Origin of the sequence: Micromonospora palythoicola (assembly GCF_036689795.1) — a bacterium.
In the GTDB taxonomy this organism is placed as follows: Bacteria; Actinomycetota; Actinomycetes; order Mycobacteriales; family Micromonosporaceae; genus Micromonospora; species Micromonospora palythoicola.
Window position 1 is genome coordinate 1 of record NZ_JBAGKI010000004.1, and the last position, 15,390, is coordinate 15,390.

The 15,390-nt window shown below is 71.3% G+C and carries 14 protein-coding genes; 7 read left to right on the plus strand and 7 right to left on the minus strand.

Features of this window, described 5'->3' with window-relative positions; translation table 11 throughout:
* Positions 1-61: 61 nt before the first annotated feature.
* Positions 62-1,627 (minus strand): SGNH/GDSL hydrolase family protein, encoded by a 1,566-nt coding sequence (locus V5O40_RS02795; RefSeq protein ID WP_332903981.1) that lies wholly within the window; start codon positions 1,625-1,627, stop codon positions 62-64.
* 260 nt (positions 1,628-1,887) lie between these two features.
* Here V5O40_RS02795 and V5O40_RS02800 point away from each other — a divergent pair, with 260 nt between their 5' ends.
* The 3 genes from V5O40_RS02800 to V5O40_RS02810 all read left to right on the plus strand — a co-directional run bounded on the left by V5O40_RS02800 (position 1,888) and on the right by V5O40_RS02810 (position 3,795).
* Entirely contained in the window at positions 1,888-2,466 is a 579-nt protein-coding gene (locus V5O40_RS02800) for a DinB family protein (protein WP_332903982.1), read from the plus strand.
* Positions 2,467-2,728: 262 nt separating this feature from the next.
* The gene (locus V5O40_RS02805; RefSeq protein WP_332903983.1) at positions 2,729-3,172 is read left to right on the plus strand and encodes a hypothetical protein; all 444 of its coding nucleotides are present in this window, start codon (positions 2,729-2,731) and stop codon (positions 3,170-3,172) included.
* 20 nt (positions 3,173-3,192) lie between these two features.
* Complete coding sequence (locus V5O40_RS02810; protein ID WP_332903984.1) at positions 3,193-3,795, plus strand: mycothiol-dependent nitroreductase Rv2466c family protein; 603 nt, start codon at positions 3,193-3,195, stop codon at positions 3,793-3,795.
* Positions 3,796-3,933: 138 nt separating this feature from the next.
* Here V5O40_RS02810 and V5O40_RS02815 read toward each other — a convergent pair whose 3' ends face one another.
* Positions 3,934-4,749, minus strand: coding sequence for a hypothetical protein (locus tag V5O40_RS02815; RefSeq protein WP_332903985.1), 816 nt, complete (start codon positions 4,747-4,749; stop codon positions 3,934-3,936).
* 159 nt (positions 4,750-4,908) lie between these two features.
* Between V5O40_RS02815 and V5O40_RS02820 the strand changes: the two genes are divergently transcribed.
* The gene (locus V5O40_RS02820; RefSeq protein ID WP_332903986.1) at positions 4,909-5,229 is read left to right on the plus strand and encodes a histidine phosphatase family protein; all 321 of its coding nucleotides are present in this window, start codon (positions 4,909-4,911) and stop codon (positions 5,227-5,229) included.
* Between the two features lie 95 nt (positions 5,230-5,324).
* Here V5O40_RS02820 and V5O40_RS02825 read toward each other — a convergent pair whose 3' ends face one another.
* The 3 genes from V5O40_RS02825 to V5O40_RS02835 all read right to left on the minus strand — a co-directional run bounded on the left by V5O40_RS02825 (position 5,325) and on the right by V5O40_RS02835 (position 8,242).
* Complete coding sequence (locus V5O40_RS02825; RefSeq protein ID WP_332903987.1) at positions 5,325-5,789, minus strand: MarR family winged helix-turn-helix transcriptional regulator; 465 nt, start codon at positions 5,787-5,789, stop codon at positions 5,325-5,327.
* A gap of 8 nt (positions 5,790-5,797) precedes the next feature.
* The gene (locus V5O40_RS02830; RefSeq protein WP_332903988.1) at positions 5,798-7,045 is read right to left on the minus strand and encodes an FAD-dependent oxidoreductase; all 1,248 of its coding nucleotides are present in this window, start codon (positions 7,043-7,045) and stop codon (positions 5,798-5,800) included.
* 150 nt (positions 7,046-7,195) lie between these two features.
* Positions 7,196-8,242 (minus strand): extracellular catalytic domain type 1 short-chain-length polyhydroxyalkanoate depolymerase, encoded by a 1,047-nt coding sequence (locus V5O40_RS02835; RefSeq protein WP_332903989.1) that lies wholly within the window; start codon positions 8,240-8,242, stop codon positions 7,196-7,198.
* 292 nt (positions 8,243-8,534) lie between these two features.
* Here V5O40_RS02835 and V5O40_RS02840 point away from each other — a divergent pair, with 292 nt between their 5' ends.
* A complete protein-coding gene (locus V5O40_RS02840; protein ID WP_332903990.1) occupies positions 8,535-8,969 on the plus strand; it encodes a LysE family translocator in 435 nt (144 codons plus the stop codon).
* A 57-nt stretch (positions 8,970-9,026) separates the two neighbouring features.
* Here the strand turns inward: V5O40_RS02840 and V5O40_RS02845 are convergent, their stop codons facing one another.
* The gene (locus V5O40_RS02845; protein WP_332903991.1) at positions 9,027-10,580 is read right to left on the minus strand and encodes a class I adenylate-forming enzyme family protein; all 1,554 of its coding nucleotides are present in this window, start codon (positions 10,578-10,580) and stop codon (positions 9,027-9,029) included.
* Positions 10,577-12,148: an NAD(P)-binding domain-containing protein gene (locus V5O40_RS02850; RefSeq protein ID WP_332903992.1), complete on the minus strand. Its 1,572-nt coding sequence runs from the start codon at positions 12,146-12,148 to the stop codon at positions 10,577-10,579. Before V5O40_RS02850 ends, V5O40_RS02845 begins: the two co-directional genes overlap by 4 nt.
* A gap of 73 nt (positions 12,149-12,221) precedes the next feature.
* On the opposite strand from V5O40_RS02850, the gene V5O40_RS02855 reads away from it, so the two are divergent.
* Both V5O40_RS02855 and V5O40_RS02860 read left to right on the plus strand, forming a co-directional pair.
* Positions 12,222-13,772 carry an aromatic amino acid ammonia-lyase gene (locus tag V5O40_RS02855; RefSeq protein ID WP_332903993.1) on the plus strand — a complete coding sequence of 517 codons (1,551 nt, stop codon included), beginning with the start codon at positions 12,222-12,224 and terminating at the stop codon, positions 13,770-13,772.
* Positions 13,773-13,806: 34 nt separating this feature from the next.
* Positions 13,807-15,387 carry an FAD-dependent oxidoreductase gene (locus V5O40_RS02860; protein ID WP_332903994.1) on the plus strand — a complete coding sequence of 527 codons (1,581 nt, stop codon included), beginning with the start codon at positions 13,807-13,809 and terminating at the stop codon, positions 15,385-15,387.
* The last annotated feature ends 3 nt before the right edge of the window (positions 15,388-15,390 follow it).

Here is a 15,390-nt window from a genome sequence, read left to right on the forward strand (position 1 = left end):
CCCCGGCGTGCGAGGTCGGGGCGCCCTGGCGGGCCAGGGCGCCCCGACGCTCGGGCAGGGTTCACAGTGGGGGCAGGACCTGGGCAACCCGGGTGGCCATCGCCTGGTACCCCGAGGCGTTGGGGTGGAACGAGTCGCTCAGCGGCGAGGTGAGGCCGTTGGCCCATACGCCGTTGGTGCCGCAGAGCCGGTGGCCGCGGAACAGGTCCAGTCCGTTGACGTAGACGACGCGGGAGTCGCCGGTGGCCAACACGGCGTCGCGGATCATTCTGTCGGTCTGGACGGTCGCCTCGTAGATCGCTCTCCGCTCGCTTTCGACGAGGTTACTTCCCAGGTCGGGGCAGCGGTCCTGGGCCGGCTGCGGGTCCGCGGGGTCGTCCGGGTTGGGTACGACGGCCGGGTAGCTCAGCACCATGAGCTTCCCGCCGGGGTGCATCTCCGCCCTGATCTGCCGGTACAGGGTCGTGAGTTGGGCCTGTACCTGGTACAGCTCCTGTGGGGTGACCAACGGTCCGGACCCGGAGCAGTCGGCGCCCAGGTAGCAGCCGGTGAGTTTGGCCGAGAATCCCAGGTCGTTGCCGCCGATGGTCAGCGTGACGAGCCGGGTGTGCGGTTGTATCGCGTCCAGTTGGGGCGGCACGCCGGATTGCTGGCTCGCGTACAGGTCGGTGATCCTCGCACCGTGACACGCCGCCAGCGTCGGCCGGTCCACCGGCAGTCCGGACAGCGGTGTTCCCGTGATGAGGTTGGCGTAGGTCGCGGGCGACCGTCGGCATGACGCGTCGGAGTACGGTGGCGCACCGGTGCCGGAGGAGTAGGAGTCACCGAGCGCGACATGGCGGATCACCGGGGACTGCAGCCCGGTCCCGAACGGCCCGGTGCCCAGCACGATGTGCAGCAGGTTGGTGCCGAGGCCCTCACACAGCAGGTAGCGCAGCCCCGGTATGGGGAAACAGCCGCCCCAGTAGACCCCGGCCGGAGCCACCAGGTAGAGCTCGAAGGCGATCTCCACCGTGCGGCCACCGTCGAAGAGTTCGCCGGGGATGCTGACGCCGCCGGAGGTCGCGCCGTAGTAGGTCGGCCCGTAGGTCAGGGGTGCCGTGGTGTAGAGGAACTGGCCGTCGAAGCGGCCGCGGTCGATCACGCCGGTGGCGATGTAGGCCGCGTTGAGCCAGAAGTTGCAGCCGAACTCCGCCAGGTAGGAGACGTTCGCCGCGTAGTTGGTCTGGTTGGGCGTACCGCTGACGGAACCGCTCCGTGTGATCGCCTCGGTGCAGTACAGCCCGGTTGGCGGGTCGTCTGGGTCGGCCTGCGGCGACGTCCCCCGGAAGGTCGGCATGTCGACCTTGCGGACCGCCGCACGGGCCGAGCTGTCCGCCTTGAGCGTGGCGCCGGGACCCTTCGAGGCTCCCGGCAGCGCCTCGGGCTGTCGCGGAGTCAGCGGCGTCGCGAACGGCGTGACTTTCTTGGTGGTGCCGGGAATCGTCACCGGGTCGAGGGCCCGGATGTCGGGTTGCCAACCTGCGCCCCGCGCTGCCGGTCGGGCCGCGGCGCCGTCATCGACGGGTGGCGTTGCGGCCAGCGCGGGTTGTGCGCTGACGAACAGCCCACCGATGACCGCAACCATGGCGAGTAGTCGCCTCTGCCGTCCCGGTGGCACGGCTCCGCGTGATGTCACGGCCTACCTCCCAGCGTCACGTGATCGCCTTGTGACGATCAGTTACATGGATGTTAGGCAATCGATAAGAGGCGCGGATCCGTGAAACTACGCAAAGACGCGCGTGAGAAGACATCCTCGTCGCCGCAGGGCGGGTGCGGTCCTCTCGCGGGCGCGGACGGGGACGTCGCGGCGGCCGCGACGGCCGCGGCGGTGAGATCCTGGGCGGCATGCCTGACCTCGACGCCAAAGCGAATCTTCATCGGTACCTGCGGGAGACGCGCGAGGCGCTGCTCGGCAAGCTCGACGGACTCTCGGAGTACGACGTGCGGCGCCCGCACGTGCCGACCGGGACGAACCTGCTCGGGCTGGTCAAGCACGTGGCCTCGGTGACCGCCGGGTATTTCGGCGAGGTGTTCGACCGCCCCTTCCCGGAACCCGTTGCTGGCCTGAACGAGGACGCCGAACCCAACGTGGACATGTGGGCCGCGGCCGACGAGTCCCGCGACGACATCATCGGCCTGTGGCACCGCGCCTGGGCACACGCCGACGTCACGATCGAGACGCTCCCGATCGACGCGCCCGGCTCGGTGCGGTGGTGGCAACACACCCCGGTGACACTGCACCACATCCTCGTGCACATGCTCGCCGAGCTGAACCGGCACGCCGGCCACGCCGACATCCTGCGCGAACTGACCGACGGACAGACTGGCTGGTGGCGGCCCGGCGACAACGTGGCCCGAGGCGACGAGGCCTGGTGGGCCACCTACGTCGAGCGGCTCGAATCCACCGCCCGCGAGTTCGCCTGAGGCCGCCCGCCGCGAGGTATCGGCGGCTGCCGCCGAACAGCCATCACGAGCCGCCAACAGTCGGCACAGCCGCGACCGCGGTCAGCGGCAGGGGTCGACGGCGCTCCGGCACCAGGCGGCGTGCGTCGAGCTGCCTCAGGCCCGCCTTCACGCTCAGACTGGTCGGCGGCGTGGGCGCCACGCCGTCTCCGGCCAGCAGGCTGGTGGCTGGTGCGGACCGAGAGACACTTGTCGTGGAACTGATGGCAGCGGAGGGACCGTCATGACTGTCGCCGGGGTTCTCGGCGTGGTGCTGGCACTGTTCGTCGCGGCGGCGGCGTTCGTGTACCTGAGCCGTCGGCGCGCCACGCCGGACGCGCTGGGTCGGTCGTTGCGACTGCTCGCGCTCGGGGTGACGCTGGGGATCGCCGTCGCCGTGCTGCCCGACACGGTGTCCGACAGTGGTGCCGCGGCCGGCTACCTGCTGGGCGTGCCGACGGTCGCGGCCCTGTTGCCCCTCGCCGCGGACCTGGTGGGCCGCGTGGTCGGTGTCACGACGACGCTGGCAGCGATGGTCATCCTGGCCTGGGGGCTGCTTCTCGGCCTCGGTGACGGTGTCTACTTCGTGATTCCGGCGCTGGTCCTCGGCGTGGCCGCCGTCGTGTCGGTCACGCCACGGCGCGGGACGTCCGTCCCCGAGTGGCAGGACCGGGCCCCGGACGCGTGAGGAGTCCCCGGTCCGGTGTCATGCCTCAGCTGACCGTGAGGTTCTGGTTCGACCCGAGTTGCCCGTACACCTGGCTCGTCTCACGGTGGATGCGCGAGGTCGAGCAGGTCCGTCCGGTGCGTGTCGTATGGCAGATCATGAGCCTTTCCATCCTCAACGAGGACCGCGACGACGACCCGGAGGACGACCCGGACGGCTTCCTGTGGGGACCGGCTCGTCTGTTCGCCGCTGTGCAGCACCAGTACGGCGCTGAGGCCGTCGGTCGGCTGTACGACCGGTACGGGGTAATGGCCCATGGTGGTGTCTGGGGTCCGGTCGAGACGGTGCTGACCGCGGCCGGACTGCCCGCAGACCTCGCGACCGCCTGGCACTCGCCCGAGCACGACGAGGTGCTGCGGGCGTCACACACGGCCGGAGTCAGTCGGATAGGGGATCACGTCGGAACCCCGATCACCCTGGTGGAGCCCGAGGCCGGTCGGCCGATCGTCTGGTTCGGGCCGGTGCTGTCCCGAGTGCCACAGGGTGAGGCGGCTGGCCGACTGTGGGACGGCACGCTCCTGGTCGCCGAGGCCGATGGATTTCACGAACTCAAGGGCCGCCGCCACCAGCCGCCGGTGTGGTGACTCGCTGACGGCGGCCCTGTCGGCCAGTCCGCTGACGCGCCGGCGCACGCACCCTCGTCCCCGACTGGCTCAGTTGCCGCCGTGACTGGGCCGGCATGTACGGTCTACCGCCACTGGTTCGAGGGCGGCGCGGACGTGTCACAGGTTGTCGATGTAGATGATCACCATGTCGTGTGGTGTCGCCGGTTCAAGCGCGGTTGCGGGTTCGGGTTCGGTGTACAGCCAGATCCGGTGTGGACTCCAGTGCAGGAGTCCGCTGATCTCGCGGCTGCCGGAATAGTTGCCGGGCTCGGGTCGCAGCGGCCATCCGCGGTCGCGCAGGTGCGCGACGAGTCGGGTCACGGTCGTTTCCCGGCTGGCACCGTCGGTGGCCGTCACCACGAACCTGGCCGTGCAGTTTCCGCTGCTGCCACCGGAGGCGCACGGGTCAGCCGAGACCAGGCGCAGCGACGTCGGCAGCGGAAGGATCTCGTCGTCGCGAACCGGTACCCGGAACCTGCCGTCGCCGTCGATCTGGGCGACGCAGAGGCCACCACCGCACAGCAGCACCACAGCGGCCAGTGGCACCACCGAGGCGAACCACCGAACCGTCAGCCGGTTCCACTCCACCATCGAGGTATGCCAGACGCGGTCGATGACCAACGCCGCCAGGCACACCGCACCGACGAGCAACCACATCACGAACCAGTCAAGCCACGGCGCGACCGGCAGGCCGCGAGGCCACTGCGAGACAGCGAACAACGCGGCCAGCACGCCGATGAAACCGGCACCGACAACCACACCCACGCCACGGCCGCTGCGGGTGCCCCACGCCCACGCGCAGACCACGATCACCCCGAAGACCGCCGCCACCATCGCCGGCCAGGGCGCACCCTGCCAGTACGGCAACACCGGCAGTCCGGCGCTGCCCGCGCTCAGCCACCACCGCCACCCGTCACCAGCCCCCACCGCCATACCCGGGATCGTAAGATCACCACTGCCGCGAGCGGCAGGCGCTCGGCCGGAGGGTGACGCTGGCGAGCGGTCGCGGGGACGCGTCGTGTCCCCGTCGGAAGCATCGACACGACGAGCGACCCGGCGTGGCGTGATCTATGGTGCTCCTCGTCGTCCCCGGTGCCCTCCGCCGGACAACGAGGCCGCTACCCGGACCGATGGCATGCCTGGCTCGACGCCGTACCCGACGACGAACGTGACGAGGACGCCACAGCCCTGGAGGCCGCTGTCGCCCATTTCGGCGTCAGTGGCGACGCCGACCGGCATGAACTGCTGATCACGCACAACTTCGTCATCGGCTGGTTCGTCCGCCACACCCTCGACGCCCCCACGTGGCGCTGGATCGGCCTCAACCAGGCCAACTGCGGCATCACCGTCGTGCAATGGGAAGCCGACCGGCCACCAACGCTCGTCAGCTTCAACGACACGGGGCACCTGTAGCTTCTCGGCCACGTCCGCGTGCGGTCGTCAGAGGCGAGGTGTCCGGCCTGCGGTGGCCCGCGACATGGGCGGACGCACGTCCGGCAGGGAACATGTCAGCTGCCGAGGCGGTCCAACTCGGCGAGGTACATCGCCTGCATGCGCTCGTTGTGCCGGACCAGCAGCTCGATCTCCTCGACGGTGTAACCGTCGACGAGCCGTGCCGCCCGTGCGGCGAACCGCTCGTACGGTCGCGCCAACTCGGCGGTCCGCTCCGGCCGCAGGGTGACGACCACCCGCCGTCGGTCGGCCGGATCGCGTTCGGCCGTGACGTAGCCGGCCTGCTGCAGCCGCCGGAGCATGCTGGTCACGGCTCCGGTGGTGAGGTTGGTCCGCTCGGCGACCTGCCCGGCGGTGGCGGATCCGACGTCGGCCAGGTAGTCCAGGCACTCCAGGTCGCTGACGGTGAGGCCGAGCCGGTCGGCGATGGCGTACCGGAACACCATGGACAGCCGCGCGGTCTCCCGCCCGGCGCGCATGAGCTCGGCGATCGCGCAGGTACGGGCCGGTTCGGTGGACATGTCCGTCATCATGCCTCCGGCACGGTGACCGGGTGCAGCCGAGGTAGCAGGCGGGTCAGCACCCAGTGGGGTGCGGCCGCGCCGCCGGTGAGACGGCGCATCAGCCGGGCGGCGGTGTCGACGGCGCGGAAGGCGTAGGGCACCATCGCGTTCTGGTAGCCGGCGATCGCCTTCTCCACCGGGGTACCGCTCGTCCGGGCCTCGACCAGCCTGCGGCCGAGCAGGGCGGCGTCGCGCAGCGCGGTGTTGCCGCCGTGGGCGCCGAACGGCGGCATGGCGTGCACGGCGTCGCCCATCATCGTCGCCCGGGGCACCGTCCATCGGCGGGGGCGCCGGCCGGTGGCGAAATGGTTGAGCACCGTGGCGTCGACCTCGGCGGTGTCGACCAGCCGCCGGACGAGCGGATGGAAGTCCGCGCTCCGCCGGGAGGCCAGTTTCCACTGCGCCAGCAGGTGCCCCCGTACGTCGTCGGGCACCTCCTCCTGCGGGAGCAGTAGCGCCCACATGACGTAGTCGGCACCGGTGGGCGCGTAGCTGCCCGGAGCGAGGCGTGCGAACGCCTCCTGCGGGCGCTCGCCGAAGCGCATCGAGGTGAAGAAGAAGGCGCGGCCCGGCCGGTCCGCAATGGCCAGGACGCCGCTGCCACGCAGCGCGTCCGGTAGGACGTTCTCGCCGTGCCGCCACAGGGGCGACCGGCCGTAGATGCCCACCATCCCGGTGTTGGCCGGCTCCGCGTCGGGCATGAGCTGGGCGCGCAGCGCCGAGCCGACGCCGTCCGCGCCCACGACGACGGTCGCGGCGACGGACCCGCCCTCGGCGAACCGCAGTCGCAGCCGGGCCGGGTCGCCGCTGTCCACCGCGACGGCGGTCCTTCCGTAATGGATGCGATTGTCCAGCCCGGACTGCAGGATCGACCGCAGGGTCAGCCGGTCGACCTGACGGGAGGCGTGCGGCTCGTCCCTGAGGGTGATGGTGAACGCGTCCCGCAGTCGGCTGTCGGTGAAGCGCAGCTGACCGCCGGGCTCGTCACCGGTGCTCAGTGCCAGGCGGTACAGCGGTCGGGGCAGGCTCTCGCGCAGCGCCTCCAGTCCGTGCCGGTTGAGAATGATCCGGTAGCCCTGCCGCCTGACGAAGGGGCCGGGATCCCGCTCGTAGACGTGCGCGTCGATGCCGGCGCGGGTCAGGTACTGGGCGAGGCAGAGGCCGGAGAGACCGGCACCGGCGATCGCCACCGAGAAGTCAGTCGATACCCTCATGCTTTTATCTTAATGACTAAGACAATTCGAGCCAAGGCTGCCTGCACCACCGTCAGGGTGCGGCCGGGACGCCTCGTCCCGGCCGGCACCGGCGGATCGGGTGTTGCTGGGCACGCATCATCGTGACGGCGGTGTCTCCGCGCGAAATACTCATGGCATCGGGTGGCGCTCGGCGAACCGCCACACGATCTCGCTGGCGTCGGGGCCCGCGCGATCGGTGTAGCGGCCGTCGCCGTCCGGGCCCGGCCAGGCGTGTCCCATGCCCTTGACGTGGTACGACTCCACGATCGAGGAGCCGTCCGATGCGGTGATCGTCGTGTGCGTGTACGCGTGTCGTCCCGCTGCGGGCGGTACGGAGACGGTCTCCTCGGTCAGGTCGAGGCTGTCGTTGGGCAGCCCGTCGTCGACGAGATCGCCCACCGCGGTCCAGTGCGCGGCGAGTCGGGTGGCGACCAGGGGCGGCACGACCTCGTCGCGCTCGCCCTGGATGATCAGCAGCGGCACCCGCCGGGCCCGCTCGCCCATCTGTGCCCAGGCCTGACGTGCCGTGTCCAGCGGCGACGTGGCGTCCGGGTCGTCCGGATCGACCTGGTTGAGTCCGTACTCACCACCGGCGACCGAGGTCACCGTGGCGAAGACGTCGGGATGGGTCGCGCCGAGAATGACGGCGGTACCCGCTCCTGACGAGGCGCCGGCCACGTGCACCTGCGTCGGATCCGCGTGGTACCTCTCGACCACCTGGCGGGCGACACCGGCCAGCAGCGCGGGTTCTCCGGTGTGTCGCTGCTGATTGCGGGGGTCCGCCGAGTTCCAGCAGGCGATCACGTTGCGGGTGATCAACTGCGTGGGGTAGACGACGATGAAGCCCTCCCGGTCGGCCAGGCTGTTGAACTGGGTGGTCGCCTTCATCGAGTTCCAGCCGTAGCCGGTCATCGCGCACCCGTGGATCGCCATGACGACCGGCAGTCGGGCCGTCCCGTCGTGCTGAGGCGGCAGATGGACCTGGTAGCGCTGGGAACCGGCGGGGCCTTCGTAGACATGGTTGCGGTCGCCCTCGCCCAGCTGCCAGGGCAGGCCGAGCTGAAGCGCGGCCACGCCGAGGCAGATGACGGCCATGACCGTGGCGACGATGCCGGGGACGATCCGTAGCCACCGCCGTCGGGGACGGCGGGACTCGACCACAGGGGTGACGGACATGTACCCATGACAGCGCGCAATCAGCCGACCTGTCAGTGGCGCCGTGTCATGACCGCGTGTGACGTGGTGTCACGGGTCGCCGCCGCTGGGCGCGAACCGACCGTCCGGCCCGCCGGGCGCAAGCCGACCATTCGGTACGCAACGGCGCTGTCCGGGACGTACGCCTGCTGGAGGTCAGGAACAGGTCGACCGGCGGCCATCCGGTAGCAGGTCGTTGCTGAAGGCTGCGCGGCAGCCAGAGACTGGGGCGGTGTGAAACCATGTTCGCCGCCTGGACAGCGGGGGAGTGGTGATGACAACCGGGCAGCTGCTGACCTTCAGTGGTGTCGTCGTTCTCGGCGCCATGTCACCCGGACCGGACTTCGCCGTCGTCGTACGCCGCTCGGCTCTCGCCGGCCGAACGGACGCCGGGACCACCGTCGAGTCGGGATGGTGGGCGGCGTTCCGCGACGGTCTGCTGTGCAACGCGCTCAACCCGAAGGCGGCCGTCTTCTTCGTCGCGCTGCTGCCACAGTTCCTCCCGGCCGACGCCGGCCTCGTTCCCATGCTGGCGCTGTCGGCGATCGCCGTGGCCATCACGGTCGGGTGGTTCCTCACCGTGGCGAACCTGGTCGCCGCGGCTCGCCGGGCCTTCTCCCGGCCGGCGACCCGTCGCCTCGTCGACGGGCTGAGCGGCGCGCTGTTGATCGGCCTCGGTGTCCGGCTCGTGTTCACCAGCGCCAGGTAAGCCCACTCCCGGTCGCCGCGGGCTGCCGGCGGGCCCGGCGGGGCAGGTCGCCGCCGGTCAGCCGGGGGCGTCGTGCGCGTGCAGTGTGCCGGCCAGGCGTCGCTTGTCGGGCTTGCCGGCGGCCGTGACCGGCGCCTCGGCGATGAAGGTGATCGTCCGGGGAGTGCTGGGCTCGCCGAGCTGCTGTCGGACCAGCGTACGCAGCACGTCCGGATCCGGTTGCCGGCCCGCGGCGGGGACCACGAAGGCGTGCACCGCCTCGCCGGTGTCCTCGTCGGGCGCGGCCACCACGTACGCCTCGGCCACGTCGGCGCAGCTGGCCAGGACACGTTCGATCGGGCCGGCGTACCGGAGGTCGGCGTTGACGATGACGACGTCCCGGGACCGCCCCAGCAGGTGCAGGTAACCGTCGTCGTCCAGCCGACCACGGTCGCGGGTGCGTACCCAGCCGCCGGTGAACACCTCGGTGGTCTCCGTCGGCTCGTCCCAGTAACCGCTGGCCTGCGACGGCGTGCGGACGAAGATCTCCCCCTCGACGCCGGAGACGACGGGCCGCCCGTCGGCGTCGCGGACCTGTACGTCGACCACGGCCGGCGGGCGGCCCACCGAGGCGAGCCGAGCCGGGACGGCGAGCATCTCCGCCGGGGTCAGCATGGCGATCATGCCGGTCTCGGTCTGGCCGTAGCCGTGGTAGACGACCGGCCCGAGCACGTGGAGCGCCTCGGCGAGCCGGGCCGGGTGCAGCGGCGAGCCCGAGACCAGCAGGGCGCGCAGCGCGCCGAGGTCGGCCGGCGCGGCGCGCTGGGCGGCGACCAGCTTCGCCAGCCGGGGTACGGTGATCACGCTGGCGCTCGCCCGGTGCCGCACCAGCGCCTCGGGAAGGAACGGCACACCGGCACGGGGTGGTTCGGCGATCACCATCGTGCCGCCGGCGGCCAGGGTGAGAATGCCGTACTCCAGCATCACCTGGCTGGCCAGCGAGCCGAAGACCAGGTAGCGGTCGAGGTGGCCGGCGAGGTCGCGGACCGCCGGCGGCCACCGGTCCGGGTGCGCCGCCCAGGCGGCGTCGAGGGACGCGTACGTCTGGAGGCAGCCCTTCGGGTTGCCGGTGCTGCCGCTGGTGTAGACGACCCGGCCTACGTCGTCGGGACGCCCGGCGGGCAGCGGTGGGGCGCCGCCGGCCGGCGTGGCGGTCAGGTCTGGTGTCCCGTCGACCGGGCCGACGCCGAGCAGTGTGAGGCCGGCGGTGACCGCCCGCAGCTGCGGGGTCACGGTCGAGCGGTCGACGAGCACCGCCGAGATCCGGTGGCCGAGCAGGTGCCGCAGGTGTTCGTGGGGGAGTCCGGGGCGTACCCCGGCGACCCGGGCGCCGACCACGTGTGCCGCGACGACGGCGGCGAACGCCTCCGGGGACACGCCGAGCAGCACCGCCACCCCCGTACCGGGACCGATGTGCGCCGCTCGCAGGCCGGCGGCGATCCGGGCGACCAGTTCGGTCACCTCGTCGGCGTGGACGGTGCGTGAGCCGTGCTCGAAGACCGGCCGGTCCCGTCCGCCGGCCAGCAGGTCGAGGATCGCCTGCGGGTAGCCCGGCACCGGGTCCGTGGTCACCCGGACGCTCCCGCGGCAGCGGCGACGCCGGCCAGGGACTCCTTGACGAAGACCGTCAGCGGCTGCTGGTGCACGGTGGGCAGGTTCCACTCGTTCTCCAGGTTCTCCGCCAGGTGGTGCACCGCCACCACCTGCCCGTCCCGGTACTGCCGCACGACCGGGTGCAGGTACGTGGCCTGGTGCGCGGCGTACGCGTCGTTCTCCGCCACCCGGGGCACCGCGACGTCGAACGGGTCGACGCAGTCGTGGTCCGGCCCGTACTCGAGGGTCACGGCGAGCGCCCAGCCGCCGCCCAGCCCACCGTCGGCGAGGTACGCCATCGGCACCTCCTCGTGGTAGTAGGCGGTGTCGTCGCGGACCGTCACCACGTCGCCGAGCACCCCGAACTGTTGCCAGAGCGCCGAGGAGCGGTTGATCCGGGCGATGATCGCGTCGGTGATCGCCTCGGCGGTCGCCGCCAGTCGGGTGGTCGGCCAGTCCGCGTCGTGGTAGCGGGCGGCGAGGATGCGGTGCAGCGCCCGGACCCCGTACCGGAAGCCGTGGATGAAGCCACTCGTCGACCGTTTGAAGTCCCGCTGCTGGGTGAGGGTGCCGGCGAAGTAGAGGTCGGGGACGGTGGTCGACTCGTACGCCGAGGTCTGCTCCGGGAACCGGTCGTCGATGACCAGCCGGGGCCGGCAGCTGTCGTCGAAGATGCTCGCGTCGAACCGGAATCCGGTGCACACGATGACCCGGTCGTATCGGATCTCCCGGATCGCCTCGACGGTGCGGGCGTACCGGAAGCGGACCAGGTAGCCACCCTCGGGCCGGCGGTGGATGCTCTCCACCGTGCCGTCGAGCACGGCGTTCTGCGACTTCAACTGGTAGCTGTCGAGGAAGTTGTTGTTCACCGCCCGCAGGTGCCCGACGTAGTGGGACTGCCAGGCGAAGCGGACCGAGCGGGGACCGGCCAGGTGCACCACGGCGGCGGTCTCCATCAGCGCGTCGGCGGTCTCGAAGCCGGAGTTCCCCTTGCCGATGATCATGACGCGTTGGTCGACGAAGTCGGCCGGGTCGACGCTGACCGTGTCGTACCGCTCGGCGTTCTCGATGCCGTCGATGGCCGGCAGGTACAACCGCGAGACGCCGGTCGCGACGATCAGCCGACGTCCCCGCCACGTGTGACCGTGGGCGTCGAGGGCGTGGAAGCCGTCGTCGTCGCGGCCGATCCGGACCACCGGGGTCTGGTAGCGCACCCGCACTCCGGTCGCCTCGGCGAAGTCGGCGAGGTAGCGCAGCAGGTCGTCGGCGGCCGGGAAGTAGCGCTCGCTGTACCGGCCGAACAGCAACTCCGGGTCGTCGCTGAGCAGTGAGTTCCAGTCCATCCGCAGGTTGAACTCGGGATCGTCGGAACCGGTGTGGACCTTGTTGATGGAGATCAGCTTGCGGTGCCGCGGATAGCTGCGGAAGAAGGTGCCGGGTGCGGCGCCGGCCTCCAGGACGACGTAGTCATGACCGTCGCGTTCGAGCAGCGCGCCGAGTTGCAGTCCCGCCGGCCCGGCGCCGATGATCAGGTAGGCGTGCGTCATGTGCCGGACGGTAGCCACCGGTCATCAGAGATAACTCAGACCGCTCTGAGAATCCACGGCTACGGTCGGCCGGATGACGACCCACACCGTGTCCGCCGTGGCCGAACCGATCGACCTGGCCCGCCCGCTGCGGGTGGCGGACCTGCGCCGGGCCGCGACCGAGGTCACCGTCGAACTCACCGCCGAGGTACGCGACCGGGTGCGGCGCTCCCGCGAGCATCTGCGCGCGGTGCTCGGCGACGACCGTCAGGTCTACGGCGCCACCACCGGGTTCGGCGCGCTCGTCGGGTTCGCCGGTCGCGACGACGACGCGGACCAGTGCGACAACACCCTCGCCCACCTCGGTGCCGGCCAGGGCCCGGACATCGACCCGGAGGTGGTCCGGGCGGCGCTGCTGGTCCGGGTCTGGTCGCTGGGCCAGGGTGCCTCCGGCGTCTCGCCGCGGGTGGTCGAGGGGCTCGCGGCGATGTTCGGTACGACGTTCGTGCCGGCGATGCCCCGCCTCGGTTCGGTCGGGGCCAGCGGTGACCTCATTCCGCTCGCCTACGCCACCCAGTCGCTGCGCGGTCGGGGCTGGGCCTATCTGGACGGTGACCGGATGCCGGCCGCCGAGGCGCTGGCCGGAGCCGGGCTGACCCCGCTGCTGCTCGACGGACGCGACGCGCTGGCGTTGGTGAACGGCACCTCGCTGACCACCGCCGCCACCGCGCTCGCCCTGGACGACATCCGCCGCGCGCACCGGGCCGCCCAGCTGCTGAGCTGCCTGCTCGTCGACGTGCTCGGCTGCGACCCCGATCAGTTCCTGCATCCCCGGCTGCTGGCCGCGTACGGGCACCCCGGCGCGGTCGACGTCGGCGCCCGGATGCGGCGGTGCCTGACCGGAGCGGTGCCGTCGAGCGGACGCCCGCTGCAGGAGGCGTACAGCATCCGCTGCACCCCGCAGTTGCTCGGGGCGGCCGAGGACGCGCTGCGCTACGTCGACGGCGTGGTGGAGTCGGATCTGGGTAGCGTCAGCGACAACCCGGTGTTCGTCCCCGACGATGACCTGGTGCTGCACGGCGGCAACTTCTTCGGTCAGCCGGCGGCCTTCGCCGCCGACCTGCTGGCGACGGTGGCCGCCCAGCTCGGCAACCTCGTCGAGCGGCAGCTCGACCTCCTGGTCGATCCGGCCCGCAACGGTGGGCTGCCGCCGATGCTCGCGGCCGGGCCGGGACGGCAGCACGGGCTGCAGGGTGCCCAGCTCGCCGCGACCGCGATGGTCGCGGAGATCCGTCGGCAGGCCACCCCGGCCGGGATGCAGAGTCTGCCCACGAACCTGCACAACCAGGACGTCGTGCCGTTCGGCACGCAGGCCGCGCTGCGCGCCGTGGACCAGGCGCGGTTGCTGCGGCTGATCTGCGGAACCCTGGCGGTGGGGCTGCGTCAGGCGGTCCACGTCGGTGCGCGTACCCCGACCGCGCCGGCCTGCGTCGCGGTGCTGCGGCGGCTCGCGGAGACCGTGCCGGCGATCGATCCGGACCGGCCGCTCGACGACGACGTCCGTCGCGCCGCCGACCTGCTCGACCTGCTGACCGGGGCACCGCACCGGCCGGCGCCGGCGGCGACGGCCGGGACCGACGGCTGATTTTTCTCTGAGTTCGCCTTCGTACGGTCGCCTGGTGACCGGAGAGATGCTCGACTATCTGATCATCGGGGCGGGACCGGCCGGGCTTCAGCTCGGGGCGCTGCTCGAACGGGACGGCCGCCGGGACTACCTGGTACTGGAGTCCGCCGACGTACCCGGCGCCTTCTTCACCCGGTTTCCCCGGCACCGCCAACTCATCTCGATCAACAAGCCGCACACCGGATCCGACGACCCGGAGCTGAACCTGCGGCTGGACTGGAACTCCCTGCTCAGCGACGACCCGGCGCTGCGCTTCACCCGCTACACCGAACGCTACTTCCCCGACGCCGAGGTGATGGTCCGCTACCTGGCGGACTTCGCGGCGGCCACCGGAGTCCGGATCCGCTACCGCAGCCGGGTGGTCCGGGTCGCCCGGCCCGACGACGCCGGCTTCCAGGTCACCGACGAGGAGGGTACGACGTACCGGGCGCGTCGGGTCGTCGTGGCGACCGGTGTCTCACAGCCCTACGTCGCACCGATCCCCGGCATCGAGCTGGCGGAGCGGTACGACGCGATGCCGGTCGACCCGCGCGACTTCCTCGACCAGCGGGTGCTGATCATCGGCAAGGGCAACTCCGCCTTCGAGACCGCCGACGCGCTGATGGAGACGACCACGCTGGTGCACGTGGCGGGGCCGAGTCCGGTCCGGATGGCGTGGCGGACCCACTACGTCGGGCACCTGCGGGCGGTGAACAACAACTTCCTGGACACCTACCAGCTCAAGTCGGCCAACGCGATCCTGGACGGACACGTGCGCGGCATCGCGCGTGACGACGACGGCTACCGGGTCACCTTCGGCTTCTCCCGGGCCGACGAGGTCGTCAAGGAGCTGCGGTACGACCGGGTGCTGGCCTGCACCGGATTCCGCTTCGACGCGTCGATCTTCGCCGACGACTGCCGCCCGGCGCTGGTGATAAACGATCGCTTCCCGGCCCAGACCCCGGCGTTCGAGTCGGTGAACGTCCCGGATCTGTTCTTCGCCGGCACACTGACCCAGGAGCGCGACTTCAAGCGGTCGACGAACGGCTTCGTCCACGGTTTCCGGTACGGCGTGCGGGCCCTGCACCGCATCCTCGAACACCGCTACCACGACAACCCGTGGCCGGCGGAGAAGCTGGACGCGACGCCCGAGGCGGCGGCCGACGCGATCATCGAGCGGGTCAACCGGTCCTCCGGTCTCTGGCAGCAGTTCGCGGTGCTCGCCGACGTGGTCACCGTGGCCGGGTCGGACGCCCGGTACCACGAGGAGGTGCCGGTCGACCACCTCGGGCAGGCCAAGCTGGCGACCGCCGACCATCCGGTCGAGCACGCGTTCGTCGTCACCCTCGAGTACGGTCCCGACCACGACCAGGTCGACCCCTTCGACATCTCGGTGCGCCGGATCGCCCAGGACGTCGCCGGCCAGGCCCACGACGCGGCGTATCTGCATCCGGTGGTGCGCCACCGGCGCGACGGCCGGGTGGTGGCGGAACACCATCTGGCGGAGAACCTGGAGAACCAGTGGAACAAGCCGCAGGCGCACCGGGCGCCGCTGGTCGCCTTCCTGCACCGCTGCCTGACCGGCACCGTGGGCTGACCC